General features: G+C 69.0%; 15 protein-coding genes and 1 CRISPR repeat array. Of the genes, 12 read left to right on the forward strand and 3 right to left on the reverse strand.

Translation table 11 applies throughout. From position 1 onward, the window contains the following. Nucleotides 1-26 precede the first annotated feature (26 nt). Genes cas3 through cas2e form a run of 8 tightly spaced genes read left to right on the forward strand, consistent with a single transcriptional unit; the run spans nt 27 to nt 9,260 of the window. Nucleotides 27-2,828: a CRISPR-associated helicase Cas3' gene (gene cas3 / locus ACFVYL_RS21130; protein WP_389718289.1), complete on the forward strand. Its 2,802-nt coding sequence runs from the start codon at nt 27-29 to the stop codon at nt 2,826-2,828. Then, complete coding sequence (casA, locus tag ACFVYL_RS21135) at nt 2,821-4,521, forward strand: type I-E CRISPR-associated protein Cse1/CasA (protein WP_389718291.1); 1,701 nt, start codon at nt 2,821-2,823, stop codon at nt 4,519-4,521. Before cas3 ends, casA begins: the two co-directional genes overlap by 8 nt. After that, on the forward strand, nt 4,518-5,204 hold the full coding sequence (casB, locus tag ACFVYL_RS21140) for a type I-E CRISPR-associated protein Cse2/CasB (protein ID WP_389718292.1): 687 nt from the start codon (nt 4,518-4,520) through the stop codon (nt 5,202-5,204). The genes casA and casB overlap by 4 nt, the downstream gene beginning before the upstream one ends. Then, on the forward strand, nt 5,201-6,394 hold the full coding sequence (gene cas7e / locus ACFVYL_RS21145; protein ID WP_389718294.1) for a type I-E CRISPR-associated protein Cas7/Cse4/CasC: 1,194 nt from the start codon (nt 5,201-5,203) through the stop codon (nt 6,392-6,394). The genes casB and cas7e overlap by 4 nt, the downstream gene beginning before the upstream one ends. Continuing rightward, entirely contained in the window at nt 6,391-7,137 is a 747-nt protein-coding gene (cas5e, locus tag ACFVYL_RS21150; RefSeq protein ID WP_389718297.1) for a type I-E CRISPR-associated protein Cas5/CasD, read from the forward strand. The genes cas7e and cas5e overlap by 4 nt, the downstream gene beginning before the upstream one ends. Next, complete coding sequence (gene cas6e, locus ACFVYL_RS21155) at nt 7,137-7,925, forward strand: type I-E CRISPR-associated protein Cas6/Cse3/CasE (RefSeq protein ID WP_389718299.1); 789 nt, start codon at nt 7,137-7,139, stop codon at nt 7,923-7,925. The genes cas5e and cas6e overlap by 1 nt, the downstream gene beginning before the upstream one ends. A gap of 4 nt (nt 7,926-7,929) precedes the next feature. Then, nucleotides 7,930-8,913 carry a type I-E CRISPR-associated endonuclease Cas1e gene (cas1e, locus tag ACFVYL_RS21160; RefSeq protein ID WP_389718302.1) on the forward strand — a complete coding sequence of 328 codons (984 nt, stop codon included), beginning with the start codon at nt 7,930-7,932 and terminating at the stop codon, nt 8,911-8,913. Then, on the forward strand, nt 8,910-9,260 hold the full coding sequence (gene cas2e / locus ACFVYL_RS21165; RefSeq protein ID WP_389718304.1) for a type I-E CRISPR-associated endoribonuclease Cas2e: 351 nt from the start codon (nt 8,910-8,912) through the stop codon (nt 9,258-9,260). Before cas1e ends, cas2e begins: the two co-directional genes overlap by 4 nt. A 91-nt stretch (nt 9,261-9,351) precedes the next feature. After that, nucleotides 9,352-11,210: a CRISPR direct-repeat array (repeat unit 29 nt; unit sequence GTGCTCCCCGCGCCCGCGGGGATGGTCCC). Between the two features lie 278 nt (nt 11,211-11,488). On the opposite strand, the gene ACFVYL_RS21170 is transcribed toward cas2e, so the two are convergent. The 3 genes from ACFVYL_RS21170 to ACFVYL_RS21180 all read right to left on the reverse strand — a co-directional run bounded on the left by ACFVYL_RS21170 (nt 11,489) and on the right by ACFVYL_RS21180 (nt 13,910). Next, a complete protein-coding gene (locus ACFVYL_RS21170; RefSeq protein WP_389718307.1) occupies nt 11,489-11,992 on the reverse strand; it encodes a hypothetical protein in 504 nt (167 codons plus the stop codon). Between the two features lie 140 nt (nt 11,993-12,132). Next, nucleotides 12,133-12,660, reverse strand: coding sequence for a GNAT family N-acetyltransferase (locus ACFVYL_RS21175; protein WP_384251233.1), 528 nt, complete (start codon nt 12,658-12,660; stop codon nt 12,133-12,135). Then, nucleotides 12,657-13,910, reverse strand: coding sequence for an XRE family transcriptional regulator (locus tag ACFVYL_RS21180; RefSeq protein WP_384251231.1), 1,254 nt, complete (start codon nt 13,908-13,910; stop codon nt 12,657-12,659). The genes ACFVYL_RS21175 and ACFVYL_RS21180 overlap by 4 nt, the downstream gene beginning before the upstream one ends. A 234-nt stretch (nt 13,911-14,144) precedes the next feature. Between ACFVYL_RS21180 and ACFVYL_RS21185 the strand changes: the two genes are divergently transcribed. The 4 genes from ACFVYL_RS21185 to ACFVYL_RS21200 all read left to right on the forward strand — a co-directional run bounded on the left by ACFVYL_RS21185 (nt 14,145) and on the right by ACFVYL_RS21200 (nt 15,715). After that, a complete protein-coding gene (locus ACFVYL_RS21185) occupies nt 14,145-14,570 on the forward strand; it encodes an ATP-binding protein (RefSeq protein WP_389718310.1) in 426 nt (141 codons plus the stop codon). Continuing rightward, nucleotides 14,567-14,998, forward strand: coding sequence for a DUF6415 family natural product biosynthesis protein (locus tag ACFVYL_RS21190; protein WP_389718312.1), 432 nt, complete (start codon nt 14,567-14,569; stop codon nt 14,996-14,998). The genes ACFVYL_RS21185 and ACFVYL_RS21190 overlap by 4 nt, the downstream gene beginning before the upstream one ends. After that, entirely contained in the window at nt 14,998-15,423 is a 426-nt protein-coding gene (locus ACFVYL_RS21195) for a DUF6302 family protein (protein WP_389718313.1), read from the forward strand. The genes ACFVYL_RS21190 and ACFVYL_RS21195 overlap by 1 nt, the downstream gene beginning before the upstream one ends. Nucleotides 15,424-15,514: 91 nt before the next feature. Then, a complete protein-coding gene (locus ACFVYL_RS21200) occupies nt 15,515-15,715 on the forward strand; it encodes a DUF5999 family protein (RefSeq protein ID WP_389718314.1) in 201 nt (66 codons plus the stop codon). The last annotated feature ends 152 nt before the right edge of the window (nt 15,716-15,867 follow it).

Below are 15,867 nucleotides of genomic sequence, written 5' to 3' on the forward strand. Positions count from 1 at the left end.
AGGGGTGGCTACCTCTGTGGCGGCACATGGAAGATGGCGCGGCGGTGGCCGGGTTGCTGTGGGATGAGTGGCTGCCCGCGAACGTTCGGACGTTGGTGGCTGAGGCTTTGCCGGGTGCGGCGGCGGAGGGCCGGTCGCTGATGGTGTGGCTGGCGGCTGTGCATGACATAGGGAAGGCCACGCCGGCCTTCGCGTGTCAGGTCGATCAACTCGCTGACGTGATGCGGGGGCAGGGCCTGGAGATGAAGACCCGCAGGCAGTTCGGGGTCGATCGGGCGATGGCTGCGCACGCGCTGGCGGGGCAGGTGCTGCTGAGCGAATGGCTGGAGGAGCGGCACGGCTGGTCGGCCCGGCAGAGCGGGCAGTTCGCTGTCGTTACGGGTGGCCACCATGGGGTGCCGCCGGAGCACGGACAGCTCAATGATCTTTATGACCGGCCGTATCTGCTGCGGACGCCGGGGGCGAGTGGAGAGCTGTGGCGGCGAGTGCAGGAGGAGTTGCTCGACGCGTGTGCCGAGGAGTACGGCGTGAGGGAGCGGCTACGCGTCTGGCGGACGGTGCGGTTGCCGCAACCCGTGCAGGTGCTGCTCACTGCAGTGGTGATCGTCGCTGACTGGATCGCCAGCAACCCGGATCTGTTCCCGTATTTCCCGCAGGAGAACCGTACCGGTGAGGAACGGGTCGCCGCGGCCTGGCGTGGGCTGCGGTTGCCTGCTCCGTGGCGGGCCGAGGAGCCTTCCGGAAAGGCGCGGGCGGTGGTCGCGTCGCGTTTCGATCTGCCGCCGGGGGCGAGTGTCAGGCCGGTGCAGGAGGCCGCGGTCCGGTTGGCTCGTGAGATGCCCTCGCCTGGTCTGATGATCGTTGAGGCTCCGATGGGAGAGGGGAAGACGGAGGCCGCGCTCGCGGTCGCTGAGATCTTCGCGGCCCGTTCAGGTGCAGGCGGGGTGTTCTTTGCTCTGCCCACGATGGCTACGGGGAACGCGATGTTCCCCCGGCTGCTGAAGTGGATCGGCCGGCTGCCCTCGCAGGAAGGCGCCAGGCGGTCCGTGCTGCTCGCGCATTCCAAGGCCGCTCTCAACGACGACTATGCCGAGTTGATGCGCAGCGGTCGGCAGCAGATCGCTGCCGTTGATGTGGACGGCGAGGTGGGGCGGTGGCGGCCCTCGGATGTGAAGCGGTTGGCTCCGGCCGAGTTGATCGCTCATGCGTGGCTGCGGGGGCGGAAGAAGGCCATGCTGTCGTCGTTCGTTGCAGGGACGGTGGATCAGTTGCTGTTCGCCGGGCTCAAGAGCCGGCACCTGGCGTTGCGTCACCTTGCGGTCGCGGGGAAGGTCGTGGTGATCGACGAGGCGCACGCCTATGACACGTATATGAGTGTCTATCTGGACCGGGTGCTGTCGTGGCTGGGGGCTTACCGGGTGCCGGTGGTGGTGCTGTCCGCGACGCTGCCCTCGGATCGTCGCCGTCAGCTCGCAGAAGCCTATGCCGGAGCCTGTGGTGCCTCCGGTGGTGAGGCAGGTGGTTTTGAGGAGGTGGCCCGGGCTACCTCCTATCCGCTGCTGACTGCCGTGGTGCCCGCTCAGGTTCCGGTCGTCGAGGGGAGTGCTGCCTCGTCCCGGAGTGGCGATGTCCATCTGGAACGGCTCGAGGACGACCAGGGTGTTCTGGCCGGCCGGCTGGTGGCCGAACTGGAGGGCGGCGGCTGTGTCCTGGTCATACGCAACACGGTCAGGCGGGTGCTGGAGACCGCCCGGGCGCTGCGTGCGTATTTTGGTGAACAGGCCGTGACTGTCGCTCATTCGAGTTTCGTCGATGTGGACCGGGCGGCGAAGGACGCCGGTCTCCTCGCCCGGTTCGGGCCGCCGGAGAAGGCGGGCGGGCAGCGTCCGGCGGGACCGCACATCGTGGTCGCCAGCCAGGTCGCTGAGCAGTCGCTCGACGTCGACTTCGACTTGCTCGTCACCGACTTGTGCCCCGTCGACCTGATGCTCCAGAGGATAGGTCGCCTGCACCGTCACCGGCGCGGCCCGGGGCAGGCGGAGCGTCCTGCGCGGCTGCGTGAGGCTCGCTGCCTGGTCACCGGTGTCGACTGGAACGGGGAGGTGCCTGTACCGGTAGGGGGGTCGGTCGCCGTGTACGGGGCGTATGCGCTGCTGCGCTCCGCTGCCGTCCTGCTGCCCCACCTGGAGGGCCCGCGGCGGCCTGTGCGGCTGCCCGGGGACATCAGCCCGCTGGTCCAGGGCGCGTATGCCGAAGGTCCTGTGGGCCCCGCAGCGTGGTCCGATGCGATGACCGCGGCGTGGGAGCGTCACGAGAAGCACCGTGCGGAGCAGGCCGGGCGGGCGGAGGTGTTCCGGCTGGATGCGGTGGGACGCCCGGGCCGGCCACTCATCGGGTGGGTCGCGGCGGGCGTGGGAGATGCGGACGATACCCGAGCCGGCCGGGCGCAGGTCCGTGACAGCAAGGAGAGCCTGGAGGTGGTGGTCGTGCAGCGGCGTGCCGACGGGTCGCTGGCCACACTGCCCTGGCTCGCAAAGGGCCAGGGAGGGCTGGAACTGCCCACCGACCGGCCTCCGACGGCGGCTGCAGCGCGGGCCGCGGCCAGTTGCGGGCTGCGGTTGCCCCTTCAGTTCTCGCATGGCGAGGTCATGGACCGCGCGATCGCCGAACTGGAGGAGCTGTACGTACCGGCCTGGCAGGGGAAGGACAGTCATTGGCTGGCCGGTCAGCTGATTTTGGCGCTCGACGCCGATTGTCAGACCTCTCTGGCAGGCTTCTCACTCCGCTACAGCCAGAGTGACGGCCTTGAGGTGAGCAGCAGTGACTGAATCCGAGGAACTGGGCGCGTTAGCAAAGGTGTTGACGTTTGACCTGACCAGCCGGCCCTGGATCCCGGTGCTGGACGAGGACGGCGCCCAGGACGAACTGTCACTTCGTGACGTGTTCGCCCGAGCGGGTGAACTCCGCGGCGTTGTAGGGGATTTACCCACACAGGAATTCGCCTTGGTGCGTCTCCTGCTCGCGGTGGCCCACGACGCGCTTCAGGGCCCACGCGACACGGAGCACTGGGCGCAGTTGTGGGCCGACGAGGACTGTTTCGCGCCGGTCGCGGCCTATCTCGACGGACACCGCGAGCGGTTCGACCTGCTGCACCCGCGCACACCGTTCTTCCAGGTCGCACAGTTGCGCACCGTCCGCGACGAGGTCTTCTCACTCAACCGGATCGTCGCGGATGTTCCCAACGGGGAGCCGTTCTTCAGCTCCCGCATGCCGGCCGTCGAGCGGCTCAGCTTCGCCGAGGCGGCCCGCTGGGTCGTGCACGCGCATGCCTATGACACCTCCGGTATCAAGACCGGGATCGACGGCGATGACCGGGTCAAGGGCGGCAAGGTGTACCCGCTCGGGGTCGGCTGGGCGGGGGCGCTCGGCGGGGTCCTGGCCGAGGGCGAGACACTGCGCCAGACCCTGCTGCTGAATCTGGTCGCCGCCGACACCAGCGGCGTGCGGTTTTCCCGCGAGGACGCTCCGGCCTGGCGTCACAAGCCGTGCGGGCCCGGTCCCTCGGGCCGAACACGTCCTGCTGGCGTGCGCGACCTGTACACCTGGCAGACCCGCCGGCTGCGCCTGCGGTTCGACGCGGACGGCGCATACGGCGTCGTCCTCGGTTACGGCGATCCGCTCGCCCCGCACAACATGCAGGGGGCCGAGCCGATGACCGCATGGCGCAGGAGCCCGGCCCAGGAGAAAAAGCGCGGTGAACCGGTCGTGTACCTGCCCAGGGAGCACGATCCGGACCGGTCCACCTGGCGGGGTATCGAAGCCCTGGTGGTGGGACGGGCCGAGGCGGCACAGGGCGGTGAGGCCGCCAAAGTGCTGCGGCCGGGAATCCTGGAATGGATCGCACGGCTGGTGACGGAGGGAGAGCTGCCCCGCGGCTTTTTGATCCGGGCGCGCGCTGTGGGGGCGGTCTATGGAACCCAGCAGTCGGTGATCGACGAAATCGTCGACGACCGGCTGGCCATGGCCGTGGTGTTGCTGCATCAACAGGATCGCGCCTATGCACGACAGGCCATCGACGCGGTCGGTGAGGCGGAGCGGGCGGTCACCGCTCTCGGTGATCTCGCCACGGATCTCGCTCGTGCGGCGGGCCGTGAGAGCGAAGGGCCCCGCTCGGCCGCCCGCAGCCTCGGCTTCGCCGCCCTGGAGGGCCCCTACCGCGTCTGGCTGCGTGACCTGGCCACCGCCGAAGACCCCGACGCCCACCGCACCCGCTGGCAGCAGGACACCTACCGGCACCTGCGGCAGCTGGGCGAACGGCTCATGAGCGAGGCGGGCAACGCCGCGTGGGAGGGCCGGGTGGTGGCGGCGAAGAAGGGCTCCGAGTGGCTCAACTCGGCGCTTGCCGAAAAGTGGTTCCTCATCCACCTCAGCAAGGCGCTCAGCGACCCCTACTCCTTTGACCGGGCGCCGGGCGACGGCTCCGCCCGGGGGCCCAACTGCTCTTCGGAGGTGCCCGCATGACCACCCTCACCGAAACCGCCACCACTGCGCAGCGTGTCAGCGTGCTCACCAGTGACCTCATCGTCCCGCTGCAGAGGGGATATCTGGGCGACCAGTCCTACGCGGTGGGGGCCCTGGCCCGGTTGCGTCGAGGCGCGGGCAAAGACTTCTCCCAAATGCCGGATCTGTGGGGGCTGGCCGATACCGGGGCCCTGCACGATGGGCCCACCGCGGGCGGGCGGCCGCTGGACGAGGCCGAGCTGACCCGCGCCGAGGACGCGGTGCACGTGGCGCTCACCTTGTGGGCGCTGCACCAGCAGTCCCGCAGCACGGCCATGCACCGGGCCGGGTCGCGCACGGCGCCCAGGGGACTTGGTGGCGCTGTGCGCCAGTTGATGCCGGCGGGTGAGATCGCCGAGCCCGTCCGCAAGCGTTTTGTCCGCGTCGGCACCGCACCGGGCCTGCCCGTTGTGGCGCAGCGTCTGCGCGAGATCGTCGTGATGCTGCGGGGTGCGGACATCCCCCTGGACTACGCCCTCTTGGCAGGGCAGCTCTATGGCTGGCAGGAGCCCACCGGCCGCGAGGCCGTACGCCGGGCCTGGGGGCGCTCGTTCCACTCCTACCGGGCCCCACAGAAGAACGAGGCGGACGCCCCGGCTGCTTCTGACCACATCACTGACCCCACGGACAAGGACGCCTCGTGAACCGCATCTTTCTCGACGTGCACGCGCTGCAGACGGTGCCGCCCAGCAATCTCAACCGGGACGACACGGGCGCACCGAAATCAGCCGTCTATGGCGGGGCACCCCGTGCTCGCGTGTCCAGCCAGGCGTGGAAGCGCGCCACCCGTACCTACTTCGGCCGGGAGCACCTTCTTAACCCGAGCGAACTGGGGGTACGGACGAAGAAGGTCGCCGAGGTCCTCGCCGCCCGCATCACCGGCCTGGACCCCGCACTCCAAGGCGCTGAGGCCCTCCAGATCGCCGCCGACGTGATCCACGGCGCTACCGGTTCCAAGATCGAGGCCCCCAAGAGGAAAGCCGAAGCCGCCAAGGACGGCGAGCCAGAGGCGGCGCCGGAGTCGAAGTACCTGATGTTCCTCAGCGCACGCCAGCTCGACGGTCTCGCCGCGCTGGCCGTCCAGGGCGCGGCCGACATCAAGACCTATCTCAAGGACAAGGACATCAAGGCGCGAGCCCGGGAGATCGCCGATACCCGGCACTCCGTCGACATCGCGCTGTTCGGCCGCATGGTCGCCGACTCCGCCGACTTCAATGTTGATGCTGCTGTCCAGGTCGCCCACGCCATCAGCGTGCACCGCGTCGACAACGAGTCCGACTACTACACGGCCGTGGACGACGAGAACACCGATGCGGAATCGGGTGCCGGCATGATCGGCACCGTCGACTTCAATTCCTCCACCCTCTACCGCTATGCGGCGCTCAGCGTCCATCAGCTCGCCAAGAACCTCGGGGAGGGCCTTCGTGAGGAGGAACCGCGCACCGCACCTGTGCGGCGCGCGGTCGAGGCGTTCGTACAGAGTTTCCTCGAGTCCCTGCCGACCGGAAAGATCAATACGTTCGGGAACCACACCCTCCCCGACGCCGTGATCGTCAAACTGCGCACCACCCGGCCGATCAGCTACGTAGCCGCGTTCGAGGAACCCGTCACCGGGGAGAGCGGGTATCTGCGCCAGGCGGTGGCCCGGCTCACGCAGTATGTCCCGGAGGTGGAACGCACCTATGGCGACGAGGAGTCCACCCTCTCCTGGGTTCTGCGGGTCGGCCCCGCCACCGAACAGCTCGGCGGTCTCGGCACGCAGATGCACCGGCTCAATGAACTGGTCGAGGCGGTCGGCCAGGCTGTCGCCGAGCGCCTGGACAAGCCCGTATGAGCGTCCTGGTCCTCCGGCTGGCCGGCCCCCTGCAAGCCTGGGGGGCATCGGCCCGCTTCGTGCGCCGCACCACCGAGTCTGCCCCCACCAAGAGCGGCGTCATCGGCATGCTCGCCGCCGCCCAGGGCCTCGACCGCAGCGACGACGCCAGCCTTTCCCGCCTGGCATCCTTGCGCTTCGGTATCCGGGCCGACCAGCCGGGCACCCGTGTACGGGACTTCCAGACCGCCCAGCACGCTGTCACCGGCAAATCCATGCCGCTGTCCGAGCGCTTCTACCTCGCCGACGCCGTCTTCGTCGCGGTCCTCGAAGGAGACCGCGCCCTCCTGGAAGAACTCCACACTGCCCTGCGCACGCCCGTTCACCCTCTCTTCCTCGGCAGACGTTCCTGCCCGCCGACCCTGCCGGTGGAGCTCGGCACCCGCGACAGTTCCCTCCCGCAGGCCCTGCACGAGGAGCCCTGGCAGGCCGCCGACTGGTACCAGCGCCTGCACGGCAAGGAGCACACAATGGTCCTGAACGTCCTGCGGGAGCCCGACCCCGGTGAACAGCGTGGGGACGTCCTGCGCGATCAGCCCCTCAGTTTCGCCGCCGCGCACCGGCGCCACGCCCTGCGCCCCGTGGTCAGCACAACCGTGGAGGTACCCAACCCGCGTGCAGTGCTGGCTGTCCGCGCGCCGGCCGCCGCCCACCCGGTTCCGCACCACGATCCTTTCGACGCCGTGGAGGAGGAAACCCCCTGATGTATCTGACCCGCTTCCGTGTGAACACCGCACGGCCCGGAGCCCGCCGTCTGCTCTCCTCGCCGCAGTCGCTGCACGCGGCGGTCATGGCCTCCTTCCCCGGCCTGCTGCCCACCAGCACGGGCGACACGGAAGGGAGCAGAGTGCTGTGGCGCCTGGACCACAACGCCAAGGCCGAGGTCTTCCTCTACCTCGTGAGCCCCGCGCGCCCCGACCTGACCCACCTTGTGGAGCAGGCCGGCTGGCCGGCTGCCGCCCTTGATCCGGAGACCCCCGGCTGGCAGAGCCGCCCCTACGCACCCTTCCTCGACCGCCTCGCCGCAGGTGGCGTCTGGGAGTTCCGGCTCACCGCCAACCCGGTGCACCAGATCCGGCGCAAAGCCGGCGAACCGACCAAACGCACCGCGCACCTCACCCCCGTCCACCAGCGAGGCTGGCTCCTCGACCCTCAACGCCAGGAGCGAGCGGGCTTCCGCGTCCTGGAGAAGCCACACGAGCGACGCTTACTGCCCGGCGGCACCACTCACCACAACCACCCCCACCACGGAGACCGGTACGAGCTCGCCGTCCGTGACGAGCGCGCCCTGTCTTTCGCCAAGTCCCGTGACGACAGGTCACCGAACCGCCGGGTGCACGTCGTGACGGTCACCTTCGACGGACGCCTCGTAGTCACCGACGCCGACGCCCTACGCCGCACCCTGACCCGGGGGCTGGGCAAAGCCAAGGCGTACGGCTGCGGGCTCATGACCCTCGCCCCTATCCCGGCGCCTTCTGTATCTGGAGAGTGAGGAAGTGCCGACAGCCGGCAGGCGTGCCACCCTCACCCCACGCCACCTCGCCCGCACCGGTGAGCGGGTCTCCTTCATCTACCTGGAACGCTGCACCGTCCACCGCGATGCCAACGCCATCACCGTCCAGGATGCCGACGGCACCACCCACATTCCCTCCGCCACCATCGCCACCCTCCTGCTCGGCCCCGGCACCCGCATCACCCACCAGGCGATGAGTGTTCTCGGCGAGACCGGAGCGGCGGTCGCCTGGGTGGGCGAGCACGGCGTGCGCTTCTACGCCGGCGGCAGGGCCCTGAGCCGCTCAGCCGCACTTCTCGAGGCCCAGGCCACCCAATGGGCCAATGTGCGCAGCCGCCTCGCTGTCGCACGCGCCATGTACCGGCTGCGCTTCCCTGACGAGGACCCGGACGGTCTGACCCGCCACCAGCTCCTGGGGCGTGAAGGCGACCGCGTCAAAGACTGCTACCGAGCCCAGGCAGCCCGCACCGGCATTCGATGGCACGGCAGAAAGTACACCCCAGGCGACTTCAGCAGCGGTGACCCCGTCAACCAAGGCATTACCGCTGCAGCCCAGTGCATGTACGGCATAGCCCACGCCGTCGTCACCTCTCTCGGATGCAGCCCCGGCCTCGGATTCGTCCACGCCGGGCACGAACTCTCCTTCGTCCTGGACATCGCAGACCTCTACAAAACAGAGATCGGGATCCCGCTCGCCTTCGACATCGCAGCCGAGGGCCCCGAAGACGTGGGGCCCCGAACCCGCCGCGGCCTGCGCGACCGCATCAACGAGACCGGACTCCTCGATCGCTGCGTCAAGGACATCAAGTACCTGCTACTGCCCGGCACCCAGGCTGAGGAGGACGACCGGGCCGGCGAACAGGACCGCGTCACGCTCCAGAGCGACCAGGACCACCACGTAGCAGCCGGAGTGAACTACAGCTCCGAAGACGTGGCCACGGATGCGGACGAGGCGGTCATCTGGTGACCGTCATCGTCCTCACCACCTGCCCACCCGGACTCCGCGGATTCCTCACCCGCTGGCTCCTCGAAATCTCCGCAGGCGTCTTCATCGGCAACCCCTCCACCCGCGTCCGCGACGTCCTGTGGAACGAGGTGCAGCAATACGCGGGACAGGGCCGCGCCCTGCTCGCCCACACCACCAACAACGAACAGGGTTTCACGTTCCGCACCCATGACCACGCTTGGCAGCCGGTCGACCACGAGGGCCTGACCCTCATCCGCCGCCCGAACACACAGCCGCCACCGACCGAAGCCACACCGAAGCCCGGCTGGAGCAAAGCCGCGCAGCGCCGACGATTCGGCAAAGGTTGACCCATTCAAATGCCTTTTGTACCTTATGTCAGGTTCGGAGAAACTGTTCCGAAACGGCTCTGTCGGCTGACAAAACAGCAGGTCGAGCAGAGTGCTCCCCGCGCCCGCGGGGATGGTCCCCGGGCCGCCGCCCGCCACCAGGGCGACGACCAGTGCTCCCCGCGCCCGCGGGGATGGTCCCGCCAGGTGGAGATGCTCGTGCTCAGGGAAGAGGTGCTCCCCGCGCCCGCGGGGATGGTCCCGCCAGGTGGAGATGCTCGTGCTCAGGGAAGAGGTGCTCCCCGCGCCCGCGGGGATGGTCCCCAGACCCCCGCCCCGGACCTGAGTGCACCTGCGTGCTCCCCGCGCCCGCGGGGATGGTCCCGAATAGCTCATGCACATGTCGTCACGGGCGACGTGCTCCCCGCGCCCGCGGGGATGGTCCCGCCTCGCCGCCCGCCCCCGCTTCCACCGCGACGTGCTCCCCGCGCCCGCGGGGATGGTCCCAGCCACGGCCAGCAGGTGCCGTACGAGGCCGAGTGCTCCCCGCGCCCGCGGGGATGGTCCCGTTCGGCCGCCAGCCCATCGCTGACGCCAAAAGTGCTCCCCGCGCCCGCGGGGATGGTCCCACTGAGGCCTAGGGCGTTGCCCATGAAGGCCTGTGCTCCCCGCGCCCGCGGGGATGGTCCCGCCTCGGCCTCCTGGGGCGATCCGGTGGCGGTGTGCTCCCCGCGCCCGCGGGGATGGTCCCTAAACAGAGGGTGGTGCACGGCCTTGGCCACCGTGCTCCCCGCGCCCGCGGGGATGGTCCCGGCACCGTGCCGCCCGCGCTCGCCGGTCGGTTGTGCTCCCCGCGCCCGCGGGGATGGTCCCGAGCAGGCCGTCGAGCAGATCCGCGCCGACCAGTGCTCCCCGCGCCCGCGGGGATGGTCCTGCTTTCTGCTCGGCGGAGATCGGCACGGTGACGTGCTCCCCGCGCCCGCGGGGATGGTCCCCCCGACCAGGAGCCGATGTGACGTCCTACCAGGTGCTCCCCGCGCCCGCGGGGATGGTCCCGCGTCAACACCCGTGCCTGCGTCGGAGCCGCTGTGCTCCCCGCGCCCGCGGGGATGGTCCCGACACGTACGCGGTGACTACCGGATCGCTGGGGTGCTCCCCGCGCCCGCGGGGATGGTCCCCACCCCGGCTGGTGGCATCCCTGGCGTTCCGTGTGCTCCCCGCGCCCGCGGGGATGGTCCCTTCGGTGACGATCCGGCTTGGGTCGTGTGTTGGTGCTCCCCGCGCCCGCGGGGATGGTCCCGTGCCGAAGCCTTGAGTCTGCTTTACGAGGAAGTGCTCCCCGCGCCCGCGGGGATGGTCCCAACACCGGCTACACCATCCACGTCACGACCACGTGCTCCCCGCGCCCGCGGGGATGGTCCCACACCCGGATTCGACGCGGTCAGCGACCGGTTGTGCTCCCCGCGCCCGCGGGGATGGTCCCGAGCTCGAACAGGGCGATCTTCGGGACAGGATGTGCTCCCCGCGCCCGCGGGGATGGTCCCTACACGTTCTCGGGCGGTGGATCGGGCACCGAGTGCTCCCCGCGCCCGCGGGGATGGTCCCCAGCTGTGCGGGATGAGCAGGTCGTAGACCTTGTGCTCCCCGCGCCCGCGGGGATGGTCCCAAGGCCATCGGTGGACTGCGGCCCGCGCGGCCGTGCTCCCCGTGCCCGCGGGGATGGTCCCGCCACTCCGTCAGCGCAACCGGGACAGTGTTGGTGCTCCCCGCGCCCGCGGGGATGGTCCCTGGCCGGCGGTCTCAACTGCCTCCGTTGCCTCGTGCTCCCCGCGCCCGCGGGGATGGTCCCAGGTCGAGCGTGGCCATCCCGTCCCCGCGCGGGTGCTCCCCGCGCCCGCAGGGATGGTCCCGCGGCCGACTTCTTGGTGAAGGACGGCTCGTCGTGCTCCCCGCACCCGTGGGGATGGTCCCCGACGCCAAGCGGCGGCGTGGGCGCCCGTGCAGGCCGGGCGATCAGCTGATGCATGCGTGTCGCGAACCGCCGTTGCCATGCCTTGTGTTCGAGGAGCTGGAGCAGCCGCGTGTACCCTCCGTCCACGCTGCAGGGCGGGGATCCACTCGCGATCGATGTCGCCCATGCTCGTCCTCCTCTTCGACGAAGTGCCGATGACGCGACGGCTCCGCGCCCCCAGCCAGCACCAAACCCTCGAAGATCAATCTGGTTGCCCGCGATATCGGACAGTCCTCCCCTAGGAGGCCAGGTCGAGGAGAGCCCAGATCTGTCGGCCCTCCTTGGTCGTCTCCGTTCCGCAGCTCACCGAGCCCAGTTCCTGCAGCCGCAGCAGGACCTCGCGGTCGAGTTCGGGTGGGTGCGGTTGGTGGCTGAAGGCGAGGATGATCGCCTGCTCGTCCTGCTCGGCCAGGTGGATGCTGATGTGGCGGCCGCCGTCGGCCACCACCGTGGTCACGAGGTGACGGACTAAGTCCTCTAGCGTGGCGGGCGCCTTGAAGCCCCACTTCGTGAGTCGCCCGCTCACCTCGATGAACGCCTTGCCCACGGTCCAGGGCTGCGCCTCCAGCGACCAGTTGGTGCCTGGCCGGCTCTTCATCACCGGACGGCCGCCACGACCGTCGCGCTGCGGGATCGACAGGGAGTGGTCAAGCCAGGTCTGCGGCGGGGGTGGCGGTGTCGTCTTCGGCGGATAGTCGGGACGCGGCCTGCCCGCTTCGGGGCCGGAGTGCGGCGTTTCCATGTCGACCTCCAGGCGCATCACGGTCAGTTGTCCAACTTGTCCACGTGGCCCAATCTATCGCCCTCGCACCAGGCCTGACGGCCAGACAGCGACCCCTGTACGACTCATCAGCCGGACTGAGCCGACCGGGGCATCGCCCTTCAGGGGTTCAGCCTCTTCACCATGACCGCATACACTGGGGAGTCAGCGAACGGCTGCTGCTCACCAGCCTTTTCGTAGCCCCAAGTCTCGTACAGATCCTGGACCTTCGGGTGTGTCACGTCGACAAGGAGCACCGCGAGATCCTCGTTGCGCTCCTGCAGCAGAGCTTCGTGCAACCGATCGGAGATGCCCTGCTTCCGCCACTGCGGGCGCACCATTACCTCGGAGACGGCGTAGGTTGCCGTGTAGCCGTTGTTCGGCTCGAATGCGGTGGAGCGCCACCATTCGCGACCCGGCTGAAGCGGTGCGCCGTACGCGAAGCCGCTCGGCTCGTCTCCGTCGAATGCGACGACGCAGGTGAAGCCGTCCATTGCTGACCAGTGATCGACGAACCAGGGGAACCGCTGGTTGAACTCGTCGTCCATCGCGTCGGCGTAGGCGTCAGCGTGCACTTCGATCAGCATCTGCTTGAAGCCCTCCGGGAGGCTTCCCTGTGCGTAATGCCGCAGGTCAGTCACCTTGGTCACGCTCGACTCCATTCATCTCGCATGCGGTCTGCCCAGTCGCGGGCGTACGTCGTGGAGGGCGCCATCCGGAACAGGTCTCGGTGGAAGTCTCCGACCAGGGTGCGCAGACGTCCAGGCATTGGGGCGCCGTTCATGATCGGGAAGACGGTGGCTGCGGTCGCCGTGGCCTGTTCCGGCTCTCCCTGTCGAAGCTGGGTGAGAGCGAGCTGACACGTGGCCAGTGCACGGTTGCGTTGGAACTCCGCCGGGATCTTGGCCAGGGCGCGGTGCGCCATCGCCTCGGCCTCGGCGAACTGACCATTGCGGTTGAGGATGATCGCCGCGAGGTGATGTAGCTCGGCCGGGCCGTAGAACGCGGTCCACCGAGGGCGCTCGCTCTCGGCCGCCTTCCCGAGGGATTCCTGTGCCGCACCCAGGGCCTTCTGCGCGGCCCGCGGATCCCCCAGCGACGAGTAGGCCAGCGCAAGTCGGACACGGCCCATGGAGCCGAAGAATGGGTCCCTGCGGGCGGCCGGGGAAGCGCTGGCCGCCTGTGCTGCTGCGAGCTGCTCCGGCCAATTCTTCCGCTGGTAGGCAAGCATCGCAACATTGATCCACACGCGCATTCCCGTGGGCGGGTCCTGAGACAGGCCGGCGAACGTCGTCGACTCGTGCAGGTACATCTGAGCCGCGTCCAGATCCCGCAGGTCGATGCATGACCAGGCGGCGATCGTGGTGAACTCGGCAGCGATCGCGTACAGGGCGCGGCGCACACGCTCGCTGGCGTTGCGTTGTTGGAGTTCCAGCACCTTTCTACGGGCCCTGAGAGCCTCCGTCGCCAAGGACATGTGCCCGCCCTGCCGGTCGTCGGCCTCCACGAGCTGGTTCATTCCGGCAGAGGCGCGGGCCACATCGGTCATGCCTACCGCCCGGCGCTGCTTAACGACCGGAACAGCAGCGGCTGCCGTGCCGGTAGTGGAAACGATGAAGTCGCGACGCCGCACGGGGCCCTCCGGTGGGTGTTGCATGGAGTTGGGTGCGCTGAACCCTAAGTCCGCCACCGGGCAGCCGAACACACGCTCAAGTGCAGCGCAAGTACGGCCAATTGGCCGCCGACTTGCCCCGTTGAGGAGATTGCGAACCGTCCGCGAGGAGATCTCCCCGGGCCGGCCGGTGATCTCATGCAGGGCGGCATTGAGCCGGGCAGCCAACTCCTCTTGCGTGACTCCGAGTTGATCCATGCGGCCCTGAAGAACGGCATTCGCTCCCATGCACCGAACGTAGTACCGCCATTACTCCACCGCCCAGACCGTCGGCAATGCGAACGTAAAGTCTTCCGGTTCCGGGGCGTGCACGAAACCGGAACTCTTCCTGTCGCCCTCCGCTCGGGGCTCGTTGACTGACTATCAGCCGCCGAGACGTACTCGACACGGCGGCATGGAAAGGCCGGTCCTGCCTGTCCCGTCAGGACTGGCCAGGCACCCCACGCCGGAGGGAATGACCTCGTGACCACGACCGCGGCAAAAACGAATGTGAACGGTGCACCCGGCTACGCCGCTCAGTTGCCGTGCCTGCCCGAGGCTGTGCAGCGAGCCCGCGCTTTCGTCTCCGGCGTCCTGGACGCCTGGGGCATGAAGGAAACCCTGGCCGGGGAGGTCATCGTGTCGGAGCTGCTGACGAACGTGGTCGACCACACCTCGACGGACCTCACCACGGTTGTTATCCAGCGCGATGGCACCTGCCAGGCGCGCATCGAGGTCGCCGACGCCTCGCACGTGCCCCCTCACGTCGTAGACGCCAGTGGCGGCGCCGAATGCGGCCGGGGCCTACAACTGGTTGCGCTCCTGAGCTCGAGGTGGGGCTATGAGGATCGCCCGTGGGGCAAGGTCACGTGGGCCGAGCTGAGTCTGTGCGCGGAGAGCGGCCGGTGAGCACTACCGTGGCCGCACAAGAACGCGCCCTTCACGACATTCCGAAGTGGGTGTCTTCCCACAGTTCGGACGATCTGCGGACCTTCTTGAGGTGCCTCACTGCCTGGCAGCCTCTCGACCTCGAACTGATCTTCGACGACCTCGACACCGCGATCGGTAACCAGCCTCCGCCCGTGACCGACACTACAGCGCTGATCGAGCGTCTTCGTATTCACCTGGCGAGGCTCAGCGACATCGCCGTCGCTGACGCGAAGTACCTGCCCACCACGGGCTTGGCTCGGCTCATCGAGCGCGGGCGCTCCATTCGAGAGGAACGCGTACCGGCCGAACACCAGCAAGCCATCGGCCTCGCGCGGCGCCTCGCCTTCGTGACTTCCGACTTGGTCGAGGAGCTGATCGGGGCGAGCTACATCAAGGGAGCCGAGTGATGCACGACCCTTTCGCCGCGAGACATCCACCGGTGACCGTCATGGTCATGCCCCCGAGGGAGGCGTACGACTACGACCTCTACATGGACCGCCTCGCGGATGCCTGGATCGTGGATGCCAGCCTCGCTCTGCGCACCCTGCGGATGCCTTTCCTGGCCGTCCGCGTGGGCGGCTCACGCAGCGGGGGAAGCTACTCCGTGACCTGTTCCTGCTTCGGCTTGAAGGTCGTCGAGGTCCTCCGCGGCAGGGACGGCTACCCGCAACTCCGCCTGCGGTACTCGCCTTCCGACGATTCCTACGTCGTGGAGTGGGGCGAGCGATCACCGACGCTCTGGGGACAGAGCGACGTGACCACGATGGGCCTCTTCTACGGCTACACCGACCGCGCAATCTCAGGCTTGGCCCAGAGCCCCGCAACCTCCTAAACGCCCTCTTCGGCGGACGGTCACCGCTCCCCGTGTGCCCTGCCGGAGAGGGCCCCTTCTCGCCCCACAACCGAAAGGAAGCGCGACGCACATGTGCCAGCACGAGCCTCCCTGCCCCACGGCTGACCAGCCGGATCGCGAGGCCGCTCAGCCCGTAGCACGCGATGACGTCGCGGGATGGGCACGGTTGTGCAACGGCGTCTATCTCTTCCACGACACAGGCGAGTTGCTGCCGGACAACTCGATCGTCGCCCCGCACCGCCCCGTCGGCCTGCCCGGAACAGCCGCGTGAACGTTCCCGTCCCTCGCGGAAACCCCGCCCTGCGGTGGTTCCTGGCCTCCCAGCTCGTGCGGGCCCTCCGGGCCTTCACCGTGATCGACCTGGCCGACCTCCCCGCCCCTTCATCGGTGGCCGGGCATGAAGCCACCGGTTCCCACCGGGAT

The organism is Streptomyces sp. NPDC058308, assembly GCF_042880275.1.
In the GTDB taxonomy this organism is placed as follows: Bacteria; Actinomycetota; Actinomycetes; order Streptomycetales; family Streptomycetaceae; genus Streptomyces.